Raw genomic sequence first — 19211 nt, 5'->3', positions numbered from 1 at the left:
ATGGCCGCGCTGATCCTGACGCCGAACATTCCCGATCATGACGGATTCTACGCCGAATTGCTCGGCGCGCATGAGGGCCTTGAGGAAGCGGAGAGCCACGCGCTCACCGCGCGGCTTGTCCTGATCCTCGCCAATCATATCGGCGACCGCGCGACGTTGCGCGAAGCGTTGCGCCTCGCAAAGGAAGCAGTGGCCAGGGACTGACGCCGCCGCAGCGACGTTCTGACGGGCGCGGGCGCGCCGGGGAAATCCGGGCTAGTGCTGAATACGCGCCCGTCGGCCGCGCCAGAGAATGAAAATGCCCGAGACGACGATCAGACCAGAACCGATCAGCATCGGCGCGCTCAAACTCTCTCCGAACAGGACGACGCCGAGCGCCACGCCGAAAAGCAGCCGCGTGTATCTGAAAGGCGTTACAGCGGACAACTCGCCGGTGCGCATCGCTTTCATCAGGCACGAATAGGCCATGACGCCCGCCAGAATGGCGCCAAGCAACTGTAACGCCGCCTCCACATCCGGCATGACGAACGGCTCCGGCCGCCATGCATGGAACAGGGCGCCCGCGACGACGACGGACAGGAAACCATAGAGACCCAGAATCGACGTGCTGACCGAAGCCGGCGCCGCGCGGCTGGTCAGATCGCGACCGGCGAATCCGAACATCCCGATAACGGCCAGAATCGAGAGCATGGAAAAACCTTCGGTCCCCGGCCGAACGATAATCACGACCCCGGTCAATCCGACGAGGATTGCCGTCCATCTTCGCCAGCCCACCTTTTCGCCGAACACAAGCGCCGCCCCCGCCACGACGACAAGCGGCGTCGCCTGCAGGATCACCGTCGACGCCGAAAGCGGGGTCAGCGTGATGGCCAGGACATAGAACAGCCGGCCGATGATCTCGAAAAGCACGCGATACCGCATCGGGCGGGACAGAACGCCGCGAACGAATAACGGCTGCCCACGGTAGAGGAGCAGGCAGGCGAACACCAACGCGCCCCCCAAACCGAAGAGCACCAGGATCTGGCCAACGGGTATCGTCGTCGACGCCGCTTTGACGAAGGTGTCCTCGATGGCGAAAATCGCCATTGAGGCGGTCATCCAGATCCCGCCGCGAATGTTGGCTCGTTGAGCCGTTGCAATATCAGTATTCACGCAGCCACCACTGTCGATCATCGCCCGCTTGGCGAAAAAGCATTCCGGACAACCGCCTCAGGGTCGGATCGAAGCCGTCGGTCGCGACTGGCGATGGTCGCCAGCTGTTCGGCCGCGCGTCATCGAGCGGCTGGAATCAGCCGCCTCGCGCGTTCGATCCTGTTGTGGAGCCGCCTCCTATACGTCGAGATTCACCACGCTCAACGCGTTGTCCTGAATGAATTTCCGCCGCGGTTCGACCACGTCGCCCATCAGGGTGGTGAAAATCTCGTTCGCTTCGTCGATATGGTCGATCCGAACCTGCAGAAGCGTGCGCGCATTCGGGTCCAGCGTCGTCTCCCAGAGCTGGTCCGGGTTCATTTCGCCCAGCCCCTTGTAGCGCTGCAGGCTGAGCCCTTTCTCGCCCTCCGCCAGCACCAGATCGAGCAGTTCGGTCGGCGCGCGGACCGGTGAGGACCGATCCTTGCGCTCCAGCGCCGCCGGGCGGTCGTAGATCTCATGCAGGCTTTCCGCGAACCCGGCCAGTCGGCGCGCTTCGGCCGACTGGCAGGCGGCGGCGTCGATCACCCTTGTCTCCGTGACGCCGCGCACGGTGCGCTCGAAGATCATTCCGCCATCTTGGGCCGCGCGCCCGACCCAGCCCTGCTCGGTCTCCGGCGCGATGGCGTCGAGCCGGGCCGCGACCAGCGCCGCCGCCTCGCCCGCCGGCAGGCGCAGAAGCTGACCGGACCAGCCGGCCTCGGCTTCCTCGCGCGGACGGCGGCGGAAAACGCCACCGATCGCCGACTGCTCCAGCACGAAACGCGGCAAATGCGTCGGAAAGGCGGAAAGCGCGCTCCTGACCGCGCGCGCTTCCTCCAGCACGCGCCGCAGATCCTCGCCGGCGATCTGCGCGCCCGAAGCGAGGCGGAGCGCCACGCCGTCGAGCCCCTGCGCGATCAGGTAATCCTCCAGCGCCTTCTGGTCCTTCAGATAGACCTCCGACTTGCCGCGCGCGACCTTATAGAGCGGCGGCTGGGCGATATAGAGGTATCCGCCCTCGATCAGCTCCGGCATCTGCCGGTAGAAGAACGTGAGCAGAAGCGTGCGGATATGCGCGCCGTCAACGTCGGCGTCGGTCATCAGCACAACCTTGTGATAGCGCAGTTTCGATATGTCGAACTCGTCTCGCCCGATCCCGGTGCCGAGCGCCATGACGAGATTGCCGATCTCCTGACTAGAGAGCATCCGGTCGAACCGCGCCCGCTCCACGTTCAGGATCTTGCCGCGAAGGGGGAGCACCGCCTGTGTGCCGCGGTCGCGCCCTTGCGTCGCCGAACCACCCGCGCTGTCGCCCTCGACAAGGAACAGCTCGGTCTTCGCGGCGTCCTTTTCAGAGCAATCCTTCAGCTTTCCGGCCAGGAACGCGACATCCATCGCGGTCTTGCGGCGGGTCAGTTCACGCGCCTTTCGCGCCGCCTCGCGCGCCAGGGCCGCCTCGACGATCTTGCCGACGATGACCCGCGCGTCGGCCGGGTTCTCCTCGAACCATTCGGCGAGCTTCTCGTTCATCAGCCCCTCGACAGCCGGGCGCACTTCCGAGGAGACCAGCTTGTCCTTGGTCTGGGATGAGAATTTCGGATCCGGAACCTTGACGGACAGCACACAGGTCAGCCCTTCGCGCGCGTCGTCCCCTGAAAGCGTCACCTTCTCCTTCTTGGCGAGCGCGGAGGTGGCGTAGGAATTGATCGTTCGCGTCAGCGCGCCGCGAAAGCCCGCCACATGCGCGCCGCCGTCGCGCTGCGGAATATTGTTGGTGAACGGGAGGACATTCTCGTGGTAGCTGTCATTCCACCACATCGCGACCTCGACGCCGATCCCGTCGCGCTCGCCGTTCACATAGATCGGCGCGGGGATCAGCGGCGATTTGGACCGGTCCAGGTATTTCACGAACTCGCGGACGCCGCCCTCATAGACCATCGTCTCCTCGAGCGGTTCGGCCGGCCGCTCGTCGCGCAGCGTGATGCGGACGCCGGAATTCAGGAAGGCGAGTTCGCGCAACCGGTGCTCCAGCGTCTTGTAGCTGTAATCGAGATTGGTGAAGGTCTCTTCCGATGCGAGAAAACGCACCTCGGTCCCCTTCCTGCCGTTCGCCGGGCCGACGACCCGAAGCGGCTGGGTCGTGAAGCCGCCCTCGAAACGGACGAAATGCTCCTTGTCGTGGCGCCAGATGCGCAGTTCCAGCCATTTGGAGAGCGCGTTGACCACCGAAACGCCAACGCCATGCAGCCCGCCCGAAACCTTGTAGGAATTGGAGTCGAACTTACCCCCGGCGTGGAGCTGGGTCATGATCACTTCGGCGGCGGAAACCCCCTCTTCGGCGTGGATATCGGTCGGAATGCCGCGACCGTTATCCGACACCGCGACCGACCCGTCGGCAAGAAGCGTCACCGAAACCGTGTCGCAGTGTCCGGCCAGCGCCTCGTCGATGCCGTTGTCGACCACCTCATAGACCATGTGGTGCAGGCCGGAGCCATCGTCAGTGTCGCCGATATACATGCCAGGACGTTTCCTGACAGCCTCCAGCCCCTTGAGAACCTTGATGGAATCGGCCCCATAGACCTCAGGTTCCTGTTCTTTGTCCGCCATCTGCCCGCCGCCTCTTTTTCTGTTGCCGCATCTTATCCGGCCCGACCGGGAATGTCATGCCGGGGCCAGCTAATTCCGGGCGCGAAATCGCGCGGCCCGCGCACCGCGGCGTTTACCTCGACCGGCGCCCCGATTAGGCTCTCTTCTGGGCCTGCGCGCCCGTTCGCGATCGGCAGGGCACGCTCATGGGGCTTCCGGATTTCATCTGTATCGGCGCCCAGAAGGCCGGAACATCCTGGCTCTACGCCAATCTCGCCCAGCATCCGGAGATTTGGACTCCGTTCACCAAGGAACTGCACTATTTCGACGCGCCGGTCACCGGCACGCTCGCGGCGTTTCGCCGTCGCCATGTCGCCAAGCTGGCCGAGGCGATGAAGGGCGCCGTCGCGAACCGGGCGCCCGCCGGGCGGATCGCGTATCTGCGCGGGCTTTCCGACGAAGCGGCGATGTTCACGCCGGACTGGTATCGGCTGATTTTCTCGCGCAAGCCGCCGGGCAAGATCGCCGGCGAATTCACGCCGCGCTACTCGACATTGCCGGAGAAGACCCTTGACGAGATGATCGCCTTCGTCCCCCACGCGAAAATGATCTATCTGATCCGCGACCCGGTCGCCCGCGCGCGTTCAAGTTTCCGGATGGCGGTCCGGCACGGCGGCGTCGATCCGGCCGACCCCGTCCGCATCGACGCCTTCGCGCGCAACTGGGACGCAAAGCGCGGTTGGCTTGGAAGCCAATACGCCGATTTCATCCCGCGCTGGGACGCGAGGCGCGTCGAAGGCGAAACGCTGCTCTACCTGCCCTTCGGCGCGATCAAGACCCGTCCCGTCCTGCTTCTCCGCGAAGTTGAGACCTTCCTTGGGCTGCGTCCCTACGCCGGCTACGGGAAGATCCGGCGCAAGGTCAATCGTACCGCCGGAGTTCCGCTTCCCGACTGGTTCGAAGACCGGCTGAAGGACAGAATGGAGCGCCACCGCGCCTTTCTCGCCTCGCGCTTTCCCGCCGACTTCGTCGCGGAGATCGGCTGAACCGGACGCCCGGCGCGTTCCGCAACGGCGCTCACCGGCGCCGCAACGAAGAAACGGGGGCGGCCGGCCCCCGCCTCACTCCCGCTCGGGCAGTGGCCGAACGGGGCCATGATAGGCGGCGTGGAACTTCGCCGGTATCTCTTCGCCGTCATGGACGCCGATCAGGATGCCGCTCTCCATGGTCTTTCCCCGAATGGCCAGAACCGCCGCATCCGACAGCGCCGTGCGCTGCGACATCCGCCGCGCCCATTTCGCCAGCCGCGCGCGCATCATCGCGACGATATCCGCATATTCGGGATCGCCGCCGAGATCGCGGAACTCCTGCGGGTCGGCGTCCATGTCGAAGAGCATCGGGCGGAATCCGCCCTCCGCGTGCATGAACTTCCAACGCTTGTCCGCCACCATGAAGAGCCGCGCGTCGCGTGGCGCGACGCCAAGCTCATCCGCCATCGGCGCGGTCGAATAGTCGTATTCGCTGATCGCGAATTCGCGCCATTCCGGCTGCTCGCCACGCAGAAACGGCAGGAGCGAGCGTCCCTCCAGCACATGATCGGGCACAGGGGCGCCATGATGGTCGACGAATGTCGCGGCGAGGTCGATCTGCTCGACCAGTTCGTCGCAAACCGTTCCGCGCGTCGCGTCGGCCTCCGGCGCCGGGTCATAGACGATCAGCGGAACCTTCACCGAAGGTTCATGGAAAAGGTCCTTCTCGCCCAACCAGTGATCGCCGAGATAATCGCCATGATCCGAGGTGGCGACGATCAGCGTGTCCTCCATCGCGCCGGTTTCCTCCATCCACCGGAAAAGCCGGCCCATCTGATCGTCGCACTGCTTGATGAGCCCCATATAGGCGGGAATCACCGCGTCCCTCACCTCGTCCCGGCTGAAACTGCGGCCGATCAGGTTCTCCATGAAGGCGCGGTAGATCGGGTGCGGGTCCTGTCGTTCGCGCGCGTCCCGCACCACCGGCGAGACATGCTCCGGCCCGAACATGTCGTGATAGGGCGCGGGGACGATATAGGGCCAGTGCGGCTTGATATATGACAGATGGCAGAGCCAGGGCGCGCCGCCGGCCTTCGCCGCCATGAACTCCATCGCCCGGTCGGTGAGCCAGGGCGTCTCGGAATCCTCCTCGTGAATATGGGCCGCGAGCGGCGCGTTCTTCATCAGCCAGCCGGAGGCGACCTCGCCCCCCGCCACCCCGGAATTGGCGTGGTCGTGCCAGGGGTTGTGGCCCCCGTATCCCTGCGATTTCAGATACTCGTTATAGGGCGAGCGCTTCGTATCGTAGAGGCCGGCCGGCCCCTCGCCATGCAGCCCGTCCTCGCGCACCCAGGCGTCGAACCCGCATTCCGCGACGCGGGCGCCGATCACGCTATCGGAGGCGAGGCCGAGCCGCGCCATCCCCTCCGCGTCGGCTTTCATGTGGGTCTTGCCCACCAGCCAGCACTCGACGCCGATCTTTCTCAGATGATCGCCAAGCGTCTGCTCGCCGACCCGCAGCGGAAAATTGTTGTAGCTCGCGCCGTGGGAATGCACGTAGCGCCCGGTATAGGTCGACATGCGGGAGGCGCCGCAGACAGGCGACTGCACATAGCAGCGGGTGAACCGGACACCGCGCGCCGCCAGCCGGTCGAGATGCGGCGTCTTCAGATGCGGATGGCCGTAGCAGGAGAGATAATCCCACCGCAACTGGTCGAACATGATGAAAAGGATGTTCTTCGCCCGCGCCATTCCGCCGCTCCCAGTTTTTCGCGAGAGCCTAGCGGCTGACACGCGAAAGCCAAGCGCCGCGCCGCCCGCTTGGCATCCGGCGGCGCATCCGCTATCCCCCGGCCCGACGAGCGCCGCCCGAACCTCCGGAAGCAATCATGGCCAAGATTCAGAAACCCCGCCGCCCGAAAGCGGAGACGCCGCGCGGCTTTCGCGACTACGCCGGCGCCGAGGTGACCGAGCGCGCGACGATGCTGAAGGCGATCACGGACGTCTATCACCGTTACGGGTTCGACCCACTGGAGACCTCGGCGGTCGAGACGGTCGAGGCGCTCGGCAAGTTCCTGCCCGATCTCGACCGGCCGAACGAGGGCGTCTTCGCCTGGCAGGACGAGGATCATGGCGATCAGGGCGCGTGGATGGCGCTCCGCTACGACCTGACCGCCCCCCTCGCCCGGTTTTACGCCCAGAACCACCTCTCCCTGCCGACACCCTACCGGCGCTACGCCGTCGGGCCGGTCTGGCGCAATGAAAAACCGGGGCCGGGCCGGTTCCGGCAGTTCTATCAATGCGACGCCGACACGGTCGGCAGCGCCTCCCCCGCCGCCGACGCCGAGATCTGCATGATGCTGGCGGATGCGCTGGAGGCCGCCGGGATCGCGCGCGGCGACTACCTCATCCGGATCAACAATCGGAAGGTGCTGAACGGGGTGATGGAAGTGGTCGGCCTGCTCGACCCCGCCGCCCCCGAGGCCGGCGAGGCGGCGCGCGGCACGGTCCTGCGCGCCATCGATAAGCTCGACCGGCTCGGCGAAACCGGCGTACGCGCGCTTCTCGGCGTCGGACGGAAGGATGAGAGCGGCGATTTCACCGAAGGGGCTGGCCTCGGCGCCGAGAAGGCCGAGATCGTGATGGGTTTCGTCACCGCGGAGCGCGAGAGCGCCACGCTCACCTGCGCGCGGCTGCGCGAACTGGTTTCAACCTCAACTATCGGGCTTGAAGGCGTGAGCGAACTAGAGCGCATCGGGGCGCTGCTTGAAGCCGCCGGCTATGCCGACCGGACCAGGATCGACCCCTCCATCGTCCGCGGCCTCGGCTATTACACCGGTCCCGTCTACGAGGCCGAACTGACCTTCGAGATCACCGACGAGAAGGGCCGGAAGCGCCAGTTCGGCTCGGTCGCCGGCGGCGGGCGCTATGACGATCTGGTCATGCGCTTCACCGGCCAACGGGTGCCGGGAACCGGCGTCTCGATCGGCGTCGACCGGCTGCTCGCGGCGCTTCAGGCGAAACGCGGCGGCGCGGCGGAAGCGTCCGGCCCGGTTCTGGTGACGGTGATGGAGAAAGACCGGCTCGCCGACTACCAGGCGATGACGGCGGAACTTCGCGCCGCCGGCATTCGCGCCGAGATGTTCCTCGGCGGCGGCAACATGGCCAAGCAGTTGAAATACGCCGACAAGCGCGGCGCCCCGGTCGCGATCATCGAGGGCGGCGATGAGCGTGCGGCCGGGATCGTGCAATTGAAGGATCTCGCGCTCGGCGCGCGCCTCGCCGCCGAGATCGAAACCAACGAGGAATGGAAGGCGCAACCGGCCCAGATCGAAGCGCCGCGCGACGGGCTGGTCGAAGCAGTGCGCGCGATGCTGGCGCGCGGAGCCTGAAATGGCGGCGGCGCGGGCTTACCTGACCGGCGGGCGCATCGGCGCGGATCTCGACCGGCTCTCCGCCCTCCGCGCCCGGATCATGGCCCGGCTGACCGGCGCCGGCGCCGCGCGGGTCGAGCCGGAGACGCTGCAGCCCGCCGACCTCCTCCTCGATCTCTATGGCGAGGACATCCGCGCCCGCGCCTATATCGTCGAGGACCCGAGCGCCGGCGAGCTGGCGCTCCGCCCGGATTTCACCGTGCCGGTCGCCCGGCTTCACATGGCCGGCGGCGCCGATCCGGCGCGCTACGCCTATGAGGGGCTGGTCTGGCGGCGCCAGCCGCCCGGCTCCGACCGGCCGAGCGAGTATCTGCAGGCCGGGATCGAGCTGATCGGCGGCGCCGACCCGGCGGCGGAGGAGGCCGAGGTATTCGCCCTGATCGCCGCCGCGCTCGAAGGGGCAGAGGCCGCGCCGCTTACCGGCGATCTCGGCGTGGTCTTCGCCGCCATCGCCGCCATGGAGACGACCGAGCCGCGCCGCGCCGCCCTCCGCCGTCACGTGTGGCGCCCGGCGCGGTTCCACGCCCTTCTCGAGCGCTACGCCGATCCGCCCGCTCCCTCGCCCACCCGGGCCGCGCTGCTCGGCGCCGACCGCGCCGGCCGGATTGACGCCATCGCCGCCGCCGGCCGCATCATCGGGGCGCGGGGCGAGGCGGAGATCCTCGAACGGCTCGACGCGCTGACCGAGGACGCCGCGACGCCGCCGCTCGAAGCCGGCGAGAAGGCGATGATCGAAGCGGTCCTGGCGGTGAAGGGCCGTTCGGATGAAGCCCTCGCGCGGCTGCGCGCGATGGCGCGCGCGCCAATGCATCCGGCGCTGGACCGGATGGAGCGGCGCCTCGACGCGCTCGCGGATCTTGGCGTGGACGCCGGCGCGCTCCCCTTCGACGCCGCCTTCGGCCGCGGGCTCGAATATTACGACGGCTTCGTCTTCGAATTTCGGAGCGCGCGCGCCGGCCTGCCGCCGCTCGGGGGCGGCGGGCGCTATGACGCGCTGACCGCGATCCTCGGCGGCGGCGCCGGCGCGCCGGCGGTCGGCGGCATTGTGCGGCCCGAGGCGCTGCTGGCGGCGGGGGCGGCGGCATGAGCGTGAAACTCGGCCTCCCCTCCAAGGGCCGCCTGCAGGAGGCGAGCGTCGAATGGCTCGCCGCCCGCGGCGTCAACGTCGAGCGCGCCGACGAGGGCCGCGAATACGCCGGCCGGATCACCGGCGTCGAAGGCGTAGAGCTTCAGCTTCTCTCCGCCGCCGAGATTCCGCTGGAGCTGGCGGCCGGGCGCATCCATCTCGGCGTCACCGGCGAGGACCTGATCCGCGAAACGATCCCCGGCTGGGAGGCGAAGGTCGACCTCGGCCCGGCGCTCGGCTTCGGCCACGCCGATCTCATCGTCGCGGTTCCGGCGATCTGGGTCGATGTGGAGACGCTCCACGATCTCGACGCCGCCGCCGCGCAGTTCCGGCGCCGGCACGGGCGCCGCCTCCGCATCGCGACGAAGTACCATAGCCTCGCGCGCTCGTTCCTGACCGCCAGGGGCGTCGCCGATTACCGGCTGGTCGACAGCCAGGGCGCGACCGAGGCGACGGCGCTCAACCTGACCGCCGAGGCGATCATCGACATCACCTCTTCCGGCGAGACGCTGCGCGCGAATCACCTGAAACCGCTGGCGGACGGATTGATCCTCGCCTCCGAGGCCCGGCTCTGCCGCTCGCTGACCGCGCCGACCGACGCCGCCGACGCCGCGGTGCTGGCGGCGCTCCGCAGCCGGATCGGCGCCTGAGCGAAGCGTCCATTTCGGCGCGCGACGCCTGTTCCATTCTCGTCGCGGGCGGACATTTCCGTCCCGTCCGCCGCGCCGGCAGCCCTTGCGCCGTTCCGCTTCCGCGCTATTCGGCGGCCAGCGGCCGGGCCCGCGCGGCGTCTGTCGTCGCCACCAGTTCGGCGGTGATTCCGGGCTCGGATAACGCGTGTCCCGCATCGCCGATCATCCGCAGCTCCGATCCGGGCCAGGCGCGGTGCAGTTCGAACGCCGAAAGCGGCGGGCAGACCATGTCGTAACGGCCCTGCACGATCACGCCCGGAATGTCGCGGATCCGGCCGATATCGCGCAGGATCTGCCCGTCCTCGGCCAGGAACCCGCGATTGCGGAAATAGTGGCATTCGATCCGCGCGAAGGCGCGCGCATAGGACGCCGCCGCGTATCCCGGCAGCGCGCCGTCATCCGCCCTCATCGTCGCCGTGGCCCCTTCCCATCGCGCCCAGATCCGCGCGCACTCGGTTTGCACCGAAATATCGCCACCCATCAGTCGCTTGTGATAGGCGCCGATCAGGTCGCCGCGCTCATCTTCCGGGATCGGGCGCAGGAACTCCTCCCAGAGATCGGGCCAGAAGATGGACGCGCCGCCGCCATAGAACCAGTCGAGCTCGCGCTCCATCATCAGAAAAACGCCGCGCAGCGTCAGCTCGACCACGCGTTTCGGGTGCGTCTCGGCGTAGATCAGCGCCAGCGTCGCGCCCCATGAGCCGCCGAAGACGCTCCAGCGTTCGACGCCGACGCGCCGGCGGATCGCCTCGATATCCTCGACCAGATCCCAGGTGGTGTTCCGCTCTACGCTGGCATGGGGGCGCGAACGCCCGCAACCACGCTGATCAAAGAGGATAATATGCCAGGCTTCCGGGTCGAAATAACGCCGCATCCCCGGGCTGCACCCGCCGCCGGGCCCGCCATGCAGAACGACGACCGGGCGCGCGCCCTTGGTCCCGCATTCCTCGACATAAATATCATGCCCGCCGGACACTTCCATCCGGAACCGATTGAACGGTTCGATCTGCGGGTAGAGCGAACGGCGCGGCGGGGTCATCTGGTCTTCGTCATCGTTTCGATTGCCCTTCATGCCCCCATGTTCTAGGGCGAAGCACGGTGGAAGCCTATAGCGGGAGCGTAAATTGTCCATCAGCGGAACGGTCGACTCCGCCGAAATCGCCAAATTCGAGGCGATGGCCGCCGAGTGGTGGGATCCGGAGGGCAAATTCCGGCCGCTCCATGCGATGAATCCCTGCCGACTGGACTATATCGCCGAACAGATCGCGGCGGAGTTCGGCCGCGACCGGCGCGCGCGGCGGCCGCTGGAAGGGTTCGCGCTGGCCGATATCGGCTGCGGCGGCGGCCTGACCGCGGAGCCCATGGCCCGCCTCGGCGCCGATGTGACCGGCTTCGACGCCGCCGAGGAAAGCCTCGGCGTGGCCCGCGCCCATGCCAGTGAGAGCGGGCTGGAGATCGACTATCGCGCCGAGACGGCCGAAGCGGCGGCGGCGCGCGGCGCGCGGTTCGACATCGTTCTCGCGCTGGAGATCGTCGAGCATGTCGCCGACGTTCCGGGCTTTCTCGCCGCCCTCTCCGCACTGCTGAAACCGGGCGGCATGGCGATCCTCTCGACACTGAACCGCACGCCGGAAAGCTTCGCCGCGGCCATCGTCGGGGCCGAACGCATCCTTCGCTGGCTCCCGCCCGGCACCCATGACTGGCGGAAGTTTCCGACGCCCGAAGAGCTCGAATCCGCGCTTGGCGCCGCCGGGCTGGATGTCGTCGACGCAAAGGGCATGGTCCCCGACCTGGCCCGCGGCGGCTGGCGGCTGAGCGACGGGAACATGCGGGTCAACTACATCATGTCCGCCCTTCGCCCGAAAGATTGACTGGCCAGAGAATCCTTCCGATTCGCACCTGATAGGCTGTAGCCTCCCTGCGTGAAAACAACCTAGGGAGGAAATTATGGCTGGCATTTCGTGTTCATCGAATGCTGCGGCTTCGCCGCTTTCGCGGCGTCAGGCGCTCGGAGCGCTCGGCGTCGGCGCGGCCGGGCTCGCGCTCGGCTCCGCCTCGGCGCGGGCGGAGGGCGCGGCCGGCGCGGCGGAGCCGCCGAGCACCGTCACCACCCCGCCGCGCAGTTTCGCGACCGACGCGCCGCCCAACGTCTATTTCTGGGACCCGGACGTGATCGCGGCCGATCCCGCCTTCAACGGCCTCGCGCAACCGAACGCGCCGGTGCAGCGGCTCTGGACCGGCGCGCTCTGGGCCGAAGGGCCGGCCTGGAGCGCCGTCGGCCGCTATCTGGTCTGGAGCGACATCCCCAAGAACCGCCAGATGCGCTGGCTGGAGGATGACGGCCATGTCAGCGAGTTTCGCGCGCCCTCCAACAACTCGAACGGCAATTCCTTCGACTATCAGGGCCGGCAGCTGAGTTGCGAACATCTGACCCGCCGCGTCGTGCGGTATGAGCTGGACGGCGCCGTGACCATCCTCGCCGACCGGTTCGAAGGCAAACGCCTCAACTCCCCGAACGATGTCGTCGCGCATCCCGACGGTTCCTACTGGTTCACCGATCCGCCCTATGGCGGCCAGCTCTACGAGGGCGCGGTCGATGCGGCCGGCGGCCCGACCAATCCCGACGGCCTGATCAACAACCGGCTCGGCCAGCCGCCGGAAATCGGCGAAGCCCGGCGCGAATTGCCGACCGCTTGCTATCGGATCGATCCGAACGGCGACGTGGCGCGCGTCGTGACCGAGGAGGAAGCGCCCGATCCGAACGGCATCTGCTTTTCACCCGATTTCAAGACGCTCTATGTCGTCAGCACCGGCAAGGGGCCGGGCGACGCCGGTCCGGGCGGCAAGGGAGAAGTCTACGCCTTCGACGTCGACCCAGACAACACGCTCTCCAACCGGCGGCTTTTCACCGATTGCATGGTGGATGGGGTCAAGTGCGGGCCGGATGGCGTTCGGGCCGACGTGAACGGCAATATCTGGTGCTCCAGCAACGCCGGCCGCGCGGTCGGCTATAGCGGCGTCACCTGCTGGAGTCCGGAGGGGAAACTTCTCGGCCGCATCCGCATTCCCGAGATCTGCGGCAATATCTGCTTTGGCGGGCCGAAGCGGAACCGGCTCTTCATGGCCGCGAGCCAGTCGATCTACGCGGTATATCTCGCGACGCAGGGCGCCGGGCCGGCCTGACGTCGCCGGCACCCGGGCGGCCGGGGGTGCGAACTGCGGCGTCGGACGGGTAAAATACCTGCGTTCACCCATGGCGGCGCCGCACGGATTCTCCGATACTCCGCTTGCGGGAGACGGCGTCTCGCCATCCCGTACAGAGGAGGTCTTGAAACCAGTGAGTTCCGCTTCACGCCGCTCGCCCCCGGGCTGAGATGCCCTTCGTCGTATTCGTCAACGGCGTCACGCTGATCTTCGCGGCCGCCCTGATGGGACTGACCGCGCTGATCTTCCCGCAGGACGCCTATGTCTTCGGGATGAGCGCGTTCCTGACCGCGACGTTCGGCCTCCTCATCACGCTGGCGACGGCGAAGGCGCCGCCCACGACGGGGCGCGTCCACGGGTTCCTGCTGACGACATCCGTCTGGCTGACCGCCGCTCTGGCCGGGGCGTTGCCGCTCCATCTCTCGTCCCTCCCCGCCGTCGACGCCCTGTTCGAGGCGATGTCCGGCATCACCACGACCGGGTCGACGGTGATGACCGGGCTCGACGGCGCGGCGCATGGCGTCCTTTTCTGGCGCGCGCTTCTCCAATGCCTTGGCGGCGTCGGCTTCATCGTCACCGGCATCGCGCTCCTTCCGTTCCTCCGCGTCGGGGGCATGCAACTCTTCCGGACGGAGAGCTCCGACAAGGGCGACAAGGCGCTGAGCACGGCCGCCAAGGTCGCCTCGGCGACGCTGTTGATTTATTTTCTCCTGATCGCGCTCTGCTGCATCGCCTACGCCATCGGCGGGATGAGCTTCTTCGACGCGCTGACCCATGCCATGACCACGGTTTCGACCGGCGGCTACGCCAATTACGACGCCTCTTTCGGGCATTTCACAAACCCGTTCCTGCACTGGACGGCGACGCTTTTCATGCTGTTGGGCGCGTTTCCGTTCGTCTGGTACATCCGGCTCTGGACCCGCGGCTTCTATCGAAGCGAACAGGTCGCGGTGATGTGCGTCAGCCTCTGCGCGGTGATCGTCCTCCTCGCGATATGGCTTTCGGTCGCGCAGGACATTCCCTCGCTGATCGCGCTCCGGCTCGCCGCGTTCAATGTCGTCTCCGTCGTGACGACGACGGGTTATGCGAGTGACGATTATACGCTCTGGGGTTCTTTCGCGGTCGCCGCCTTCTTCGCGCTGACCGCGATCGGCGGCTGCACCGGGTCGACCGCGGGCGGCGCCAAGTTCATGCGCTGGATCGTCCTGGCGCGAAGCGCGGCCAATCTGGCGCGGCGGGTCCGACAACCCCATGCGGTCCTCAGCCTGCGCTATGAAGGGCGTCCACTCGCCGACGACGTGCTGGGCGGCGTGATCTCGTTCTTCACCTTCTACGTCGGCACGTTCGCGCTCCTCGCCTTCGCGCTTGGCCTGACCGGCCTCGACAACTGGACGGCCATCAGCGGGGCGCTCACCGCGCTCGCCAATGTCGGCCCCGGCATCGGCGAGGTGATCGGCCCCGCAGGCAATTTCGCGTCGCTCGACAACGACGCGAAACTCCTCCTCGTCTTCGGAATGTTCGCCGGACGGTTGGAGATGCTGACCGTCTACGTGCTCTTCACCGGCGCCTTCTGGCGGGAGGCGATCTGACCCCGCCAGGCGCTTCAGCCGGCGATCAGCGACTGGGCCTTAGCTTCCGCGCGCTCCGCCCGGCCGGTCTGGCCCAACCCGCGAAAGGCCCGCGCGACGCAGCGCCAGTTCTGCGCCGAAGTCGGCTTCAACGCGGTCCGCTCATTGGCGAGCCCCAGCGCGAGGTCGAAGCGTTTCGCCCGGAGCGCGGCCTCCAGCAGCGTCCAGCCGATCACGTCGCGCTGCGCGTAACTGCCGCCGAGGCGATGCGTCATGTAGCGCACCGGCAGCAGCCGATCGACGCAGGCGCCGTAGCGCTCGGCCTGAAAGTCCTGGATGGCGAGGCAGAACGGCATCCCGATCTCACGGCTCATCGCGACATTGGCGTCCGATGCGCTTTCGACATAGCGTTCGTTCGCGGTGAGCAGCGCCTTTTGCGCGTCTTTTCGGTCGTCGGCGACATAGGCCATCATCGCATGGACGTCGTTGAAGGCGTAGAGCGTGTCCTGCGCCGCAGGCTCCCACTTGTCGGCGAGGTGCCGCCAACGCTCGCCGACATCGACATCCGCCAGTTTCAGGCGCCAAAGCAGCGAGGCGGCGTCAAGCTCCTCGTATTTGTCATGCGCCTTGCCTTCGGAGCTGAGATGCGCGTCGTAGATCTCCAGCACCTTGCCGCGCTCCTCGATGTCGAGATGATAGAGCGAAGTGTGCCACCAGAGATGATTGGAGAAATTCGAGGTCCCCCAGCGGTCCTCATATTCCTTCATGAACCGGATGCCGCCCTGCTGACGCCCCTTCATCTCCATGACATGAGAGACCGCGTGGACCGCGTAGGGGTTGTCCGCCCGGATGCTGAGCGCGTGCCGGCCCAGCTCCTCCGCCCGGCCGAAATCGCGGTTCTCCTCCAGCCCGAAGGAATAGAAGCCGAGGACGAACTCGTACCCCGGCACGCTCTCGTCCCAGAGGTTGAAGACCCGCGCGACCGCGTCGCGCTGTCCCACCACGTCGCCGAGCAGAACATCGGTGAGATGAACCAGCTCCAGCGCGAAAAGGTCCATCGGCCAGGCGACGAGCACCTTCTCCCACTCCTGCACCGCCCCGAAGAAGTCGCCGCGCACCCAGGCGCGGACGGCCGCGAGATGCCCGCGTTCGCGATCATTGGCGTGGGCGGCGCGCCTCTCCGCCTCGTCGAGCGCCGCGACCATCTCGCCGTAGATCCGCGTCTCCATCGCCTGCGTCAGCCAGCCGGCCTTGAAGAGCCAGCCCATGATGAAATCCGGGTGCGCGGCCAGCACCGCGTCGATCTCGGCGATGGCGTCGCCGCGAAAGGCGAGCGACATCTCCAACGCCCGCTCCAGCCCGTCGATGGCGTCCGCGTTGGCGTAGGAGACAGGAACCCCGCGCGGGTCCGCGCCCGCGCGGGGCGCGCGGCGACCCTCAGATCCGTCCATCATATGCGTTTCTCCCGATCATGGCGGAGATGAGCGTGAAGGTCTCCCGCCGCCAGGCCGCATCGATCGCCGCGCCGAGCGACGCGCGGTCGGCGGCGGTGGCGCCGACCCCGCCCATCGCGTTGGCGACGGCGGTGAAATCCGTGCCCGGAAACTCGACGCCGAGCGTCTCCATCCCCATTCCGCGCTGTTTCAGCTCGATCAGCCCAAGCTGACCATCGACGAAGACCACGACGGGAATCCCGAGCCCGAGATCGCGGATCGTCGCCAATTCACCCAGCCCCATCTCAAGCCCCGCATCGCCGACGAAGGCGATGACCGGCCGATCCGGCTCCGCCAATTTCCGGCCGATGGCGAGCGGAACCGCCGCGCCCATGGTGCAGAGCGCGGTCGACTGCAAAAGCCCCCCGGCATGATCGCTCTCCCAGACCTGTGAGAGCACGATGCGGTGCGCGCCGCTGTCCACCGTCGCCACCGTTCCGGCTGGAGAGGCGCGGCGCGCCTCATCCACCACGGCGGCCGGTCCCCAGGCCTCGTCGCGCTGGAAGAGCGCGCGCAGCCGGGCCTTCGCAGCCGCCGGCTCGCCGCCCGCCCAGGTCTCGCGCGGCGCGACGCCTTTGGACAGCGCGCCGAGCGAGGCGGCCACGTCGCCGGTGAAATTCAGCGGCGCCTGATGCATGTAATGGGTGTTCGGATCCGCAGCGATATCGATCACCCGCTGATCCGGCGCGAAGGGGTCGCGCCATCCGACCCGCATCTCGATCGGATCGTACCCCGCGAGGACAACGCAGTCCGACGCCTTCACCAGCGGCAGCAATTCCCTGTCGGCGATCGGCGAGAGCCCGGCCCCGCCAAGCGCGAGCGGTTCGCCTTCCGGCACCACGCCCTTGGCCTTGTAGGCGGCGATGACCGGCGCGCCATGACGCTCGCAGAACGCCGCGACGGCCTCGCCTGCCCGTTGCGTCAGCACGTCGAGCCCGGCGATCACCAGCGGCCGCTCCGCCTCCGCCAGCCATGCGCGCGCCTTCTCCAGCTCGGCGCCCGAGGGCGCCATCGGCGCCTCCGCATGATGCGCCGAACGGTGGAAGATCTCCGGCGCTTCGCGCTGCACGTCGATCGGCACGTCGAGGAGGACCGGCCCCGGCCTGCCGGAGGTCGCGATCTTCAGCGCCTTGTCGATGGCGATGGCGGCCGTGCCGGCCTCGACCCGGATCGCCGCCTTGGTGATCGGCTCGAAGAAGCGGACATGGTCGAAAACCTGGTGGGTGTAGGTCATCGCCTCCACCGCCGGAACGCAACCGGTCAGCACGATCAGCGGAACCCGCTCTTGATACGCGTTGGCGACGACGTTGGCCGCGTTGGCGACGCCCGGCCCGATCGTGGCGAAAAGAACGCCCGGCGCGCCGGTCGCATGCCATGCGCCCTCGGCCATGAAGCCGCCGGCGTTCTCATGCTTGACCAGCGTGACGCGCAGCCCGGCGCGGCCCAGCGCCTCCATCAGCGCCAGAACCTCGCCGCCGGGGATGCCGAACGCATGCGCGCAGCCGGCTTCGGCCAGGCGCCGGGCGATCACATCGGCGGCGGTCATGATCGCCGGCGCGCTGTCCTTCATCATGCCCCTCCCGAGGCTCGCGGCAGATACCCGCCGCGGATTTGCGGCGTCTTCATCTCCAATATGCGACCGGCGACCAGATTTCTCAGCATCTGCGCGGTGCCTCCCCCGATTGTGAACATCCGTGCGTCGCGGACCATGCGCTCGATCGGGTTGCGTCGGCTGTAGCCGGCCGCGCCGTGAAGCTGAAGCGCGGCGTTCGTCACCTCGACCGCCATTTCGGAGGTGACGATCTTCGCTTCCGCCGCCAGCAATGGGTCGGGGAAACCGGTTCCGCTCGCCTCGGCCGAAAGCGCCGCGCGCCAGACCATCAGCCGCGCCGCGTCGATCTTCATCGCCATGTCCGCCAGCATCCACTGGAGGCCCTGGAACTCCGCCAGCGGCCGGCCGAACTGTTCCCGCGCCTTCATGTAGGCGCGCGCCGTCTCGAAAGCGCCCCGCGCGACGCCGAGCGCGACCGTCGCGGCGCCGACCCGCTGCGCGTTGTAAGCGTCCATGAGTTGCGCGAAGCCGCGCTTCAGTCCGGCGGGCGGCGTCAGAAGCCGGTCCGCGGGCAGCCGCAGCCCGTCGAAAATCACTTCCGTTTCGGGGATGCCGCGCAACCCCATCGCCGGCTCGCGCTCGCCGATCTTCAGCCCGGCCTCGCCCTGAAGCGCGATGAAACCGCCGACGCCCTTGTCCTCGCCGTCCTCCACCACCCGCGCGAAGATCAGGTGGAGGCGGGAGATCCCGCCGCCGGTGATCCAGTGTTTCTTGCCATCGAGAACCCATTCGTCGCCGATCCGCCGCGCCGTCGTGGTCATCTCGGTGGCGGCGCTGCCGGCGCCGGGCTCGGTGATGCAGATCGCCGGCTTGTCGCCGGAAAGCACATGCTCCGCCGCCAGCCGGCGCTGCGCCTCCGTTCCATAGGCGAGGATCGCGCCGACGGCGCCCATATTGCCCTCGACGACGATACGCCCGGAGACGCCGCAATGGCGCGCAAGTTCCTCGATCACCAGCACCGTATCGAAATAGCTCGCGCCCCGGCCGCCCAGCGCCACCGGGACGGTCTGGCCCATGAACCCGGCCTCGGTCAGCGCATCCACGACGGGTTGGGGATAGGTCTCCGTCCGGTCGGTCTCGGCGGCCTGCGGGCCGGCGATGTCTTCGGCCAGACGCCGCGCGCGCGTCTGCAGCGCCGCCTGATCCTCGCTCAGATCGAACCACGGGCCGCGCCCGCCCTCCGCGTCATACATTTTCTTCCCTCCGCCGGACTCACGCCGCCGTGAGGAGGGTATTCCTCAAGTCATCCTCATGAAAGCGATATATGCAAACGGTTACCGTAAGAAAATTACACG

15 protein-coding genes are annotated in these 19211 nt (G+C 67.7%); 8 read left to right on the top strand and 7 right to left on the bottom strand.

Translation table 11 applies throughout. The features are described 5' to 3' along the window. On the top strand, window positions 1–204 hold the full coding sequence (locus G5B40_RS18920; RefSeq protein ID WP_165102078.1) for a DUF2783 domain-containing protein: 204 nt from the start codon (window positions 1–3) through the stop codon (window positions 202–204). 51 nt (window positions 205–255) lie between these two features. Here the strand turns inward: G5B40_RS18920 and G5B40_RS18915 are convergent, their stop codons facing one another. Both G5B40_RS18915 and gyrB read right to left on the bottom strand, forming a co-directional pair. Further along, window positions 256–1098, bottom strand: a complete 843-nt coding sequence (locus G5B40_RS18915) for a DMT family transporter (RefSeq protein WP_165102075.1) — start codon at window positions 1096–1098, stop codon at window positions 256–258. Between the two features lie 231 nt (window positions 1099–1329). Further along, complete coding sequence (gene gyrB, locus G5B40_RS18910; RefSeq protein WP_165102072.1) at window positions 1330–3780, bottom strand: DNA topoisomerase (ATP-hydrolyzing) subunit B; 2451 nt, start codon at window positions 3778–3780, stop codon at window positions 1330–1332. 185 nt (window positions 3781–3965) lie between these two features. Here gyrB and G5B40_RS18905 point away from each other — a divergent pair, with 185 nt between their 5' ends. Then, entirely contained in the window at window positions 3966–4805 is an 840-nt protein-coding gene (locus tag G5B40_RS18905; protein WP_165102069.1) for a sulfotransferase, read from the top strand. Between the two features lie 75 nt (window positions 4806–4880). On the opposite strand, the gene G5B40_RS18900 is transcribed toward G5B40_RS18905, so the two are convergent. Beyond that, entirely contained in the window at window positions 4881–6539 is a 1659-nt protein-coding gene (locus tag G5B40_RS18900; protein WP_165102066.1) for a sulfatase-like hydrolase/transferase, read from the bottom strand. 137 nt (window positions 6540–6676) lie between these two features. Between G5B40_RS18900 and hisS the strand changes: the two genes are divergently transcribed. From hisS to hisG, 3 genes are read left to right on the top strand one after another with little or no spacing between them, the layout of a single operon-like run. After that, a complete protein-coding gene (gene hisS / locus G5B40_RS18895; protein WP_165102063.1) occupies window positions 6677–8179 on the top strand; it encodes a histidine--tRNA ligase in 1503 nt (500 codons plus the stop codon). Window position 8180: 1 nt separating this feature from the next. Beyond that, a complete protein-coding gene (locus tag G5B40_RS18890) occupies window positions 8181–9308 on the top strand; it encodes an ATP phosphoribosyltransferase regulatory subunit (protein WP_165102061.1) in 1128 nt (375 codons plus the stop codon). Next, entirely contained in the window at window positions 9305–9997 is a 693-nt protein-coding gene (gene hisG / locus G5B40_RS18885) for an ATP phosphoribosyltransferase (RefSeq protein WP_165102058.1), read from the top strand. Before G5B40_RS18890 ends, hisG begins: the two co-directional genes overlap by 4 nt. Window positions 9998–10103: 106 nt before the next feature. Here hisG and pip read toward each other — a convergent pair whose 3' ends face one another. Further along, complete coding sequence (pip, locus tag G5B40_RS18880; protein WP_246209636.1) at window positions 10104–11078, bottom strand: prolyl aminopeptidase; 975 nt, start codon at window positions 11076–11078, stop codon at window positions 10104–10106. A gap of 136 nt (window positions 11079–11214) precedes the next feature. Here pip and ubiG point away from each other — a divergent pair, with 136 nt between their 5' ends. The 3 genes from ubiG to G5B40_RS18865 all read left to right on the top strand — a co-directional run bounded on the left by ubiG (window position 11215) and on the right by G5B40_RS18865 (window position 14832). Beyond that, window positions 11215–11910, top strand: coding sequence for a bifunctional 2-polyprenyl-6-hydroxyphenol methylase/3-demethylubiquinol 3-O-methyltransferase UbiG (gene ubiG, locus G5B40_RS18875; protein WP_425500095.1), 696 nt, complete (start codon window positions 11215–11217; stop codon window positions 11908–11910). A gap of 76 nt (window positions 11911–11986) precedes the next feature. Continuing rightward, window positions 11987–13222: an SMP-30/gluconolactonase/LRE family protein gene (locus G5B40_RS18870; protein WP_165102049.1), complete on the top strand. Its 1236-nt coding sequence runs from the start codon at window positions 11987–11989 to the stop codon at window positions 13220–13222. 191 nt (window positions 13223–13413) lie between these two features. Continuing rightward, a complete protein-coding gene (locus G5B40_RS18865) occupies window positions 13414–14832 on the top strand; it encodes a TrkH family potassium uptake protein (RefSeq protein WP_165102046.1) in 1419 nt (472 codons plus the stop codon). A 14-nt stretch (window positions 14833–14846) separates the two neighbouring features. Here G5B40_RS18865 and G5B40_RS18860 read toward each other — a convergent pair whose 3' ends face one another. Genes G5B40_RS18860 through acdA form a run of 3 tightly spaced genes read right to left on the bottom strand, consistent with a single transcriptional unit; the run spans window position 14847 to window position 19109 of the window. Further along, window positions 14847–16265 carry a tetratricopeptide repeat protein gene (locus G5B40_RS18860; RefSeq protein ID WP_211907364.1) on the bottom strand — a complete coding sequence of 473 codons (1419 nt, stop codon included), beginning with the start codon at window positions 16263–16265 and terminating at the stop codon, window positions 14847–14849. Beyond that, on the bottom strand, window positions 16249–17874 hold the full coding sequence (locus tag G5B40_RS18855; RefSeq protein ID WP_165102043.1) for a thiamine pyrophosphate-binding protein: 1626 nt from the start codon (window positions 17872–17874) through the stop codon (window positions 16249–16251). The genes G5B40_RS18860 and G5B40_RS18855 overlap by 17 nt, the downstream gene beginning before the upstream one ends. Beyond that, window positions 17874–19109, bottom strand: coding sequence for a 3-sulfinopropanoyl-CoA desulfinase (acdA, locus tag G5B40_RS18850; protein WP_165102012.1), 1236 nt, complete (start codon window positions 19107–19109; stop codon window positions 17874–17876). Before acdA ends, G5B40_RS18855 begins: the two co-directional genes overlap by 1 nt. Between the last annotated feature and the right edge of the window lie 102 nt (window positions 19110–19211).

The organism is Pikeienuella piscinae, from assembly GCF_011044155.1.
GTDB classification, from domain to species: Bacteria; Pseudomonadota; Alphaproteobacteria; order Rhodobacterales; family Rhodobacteraceae; genus Pikeienuella; species Pikeienuella piscinae.
The sequence above is the reverse complement of the archived record's forward strand: the minus strand, read 5'-3'. Positions and strand labels throughout refer to the sequence as shown.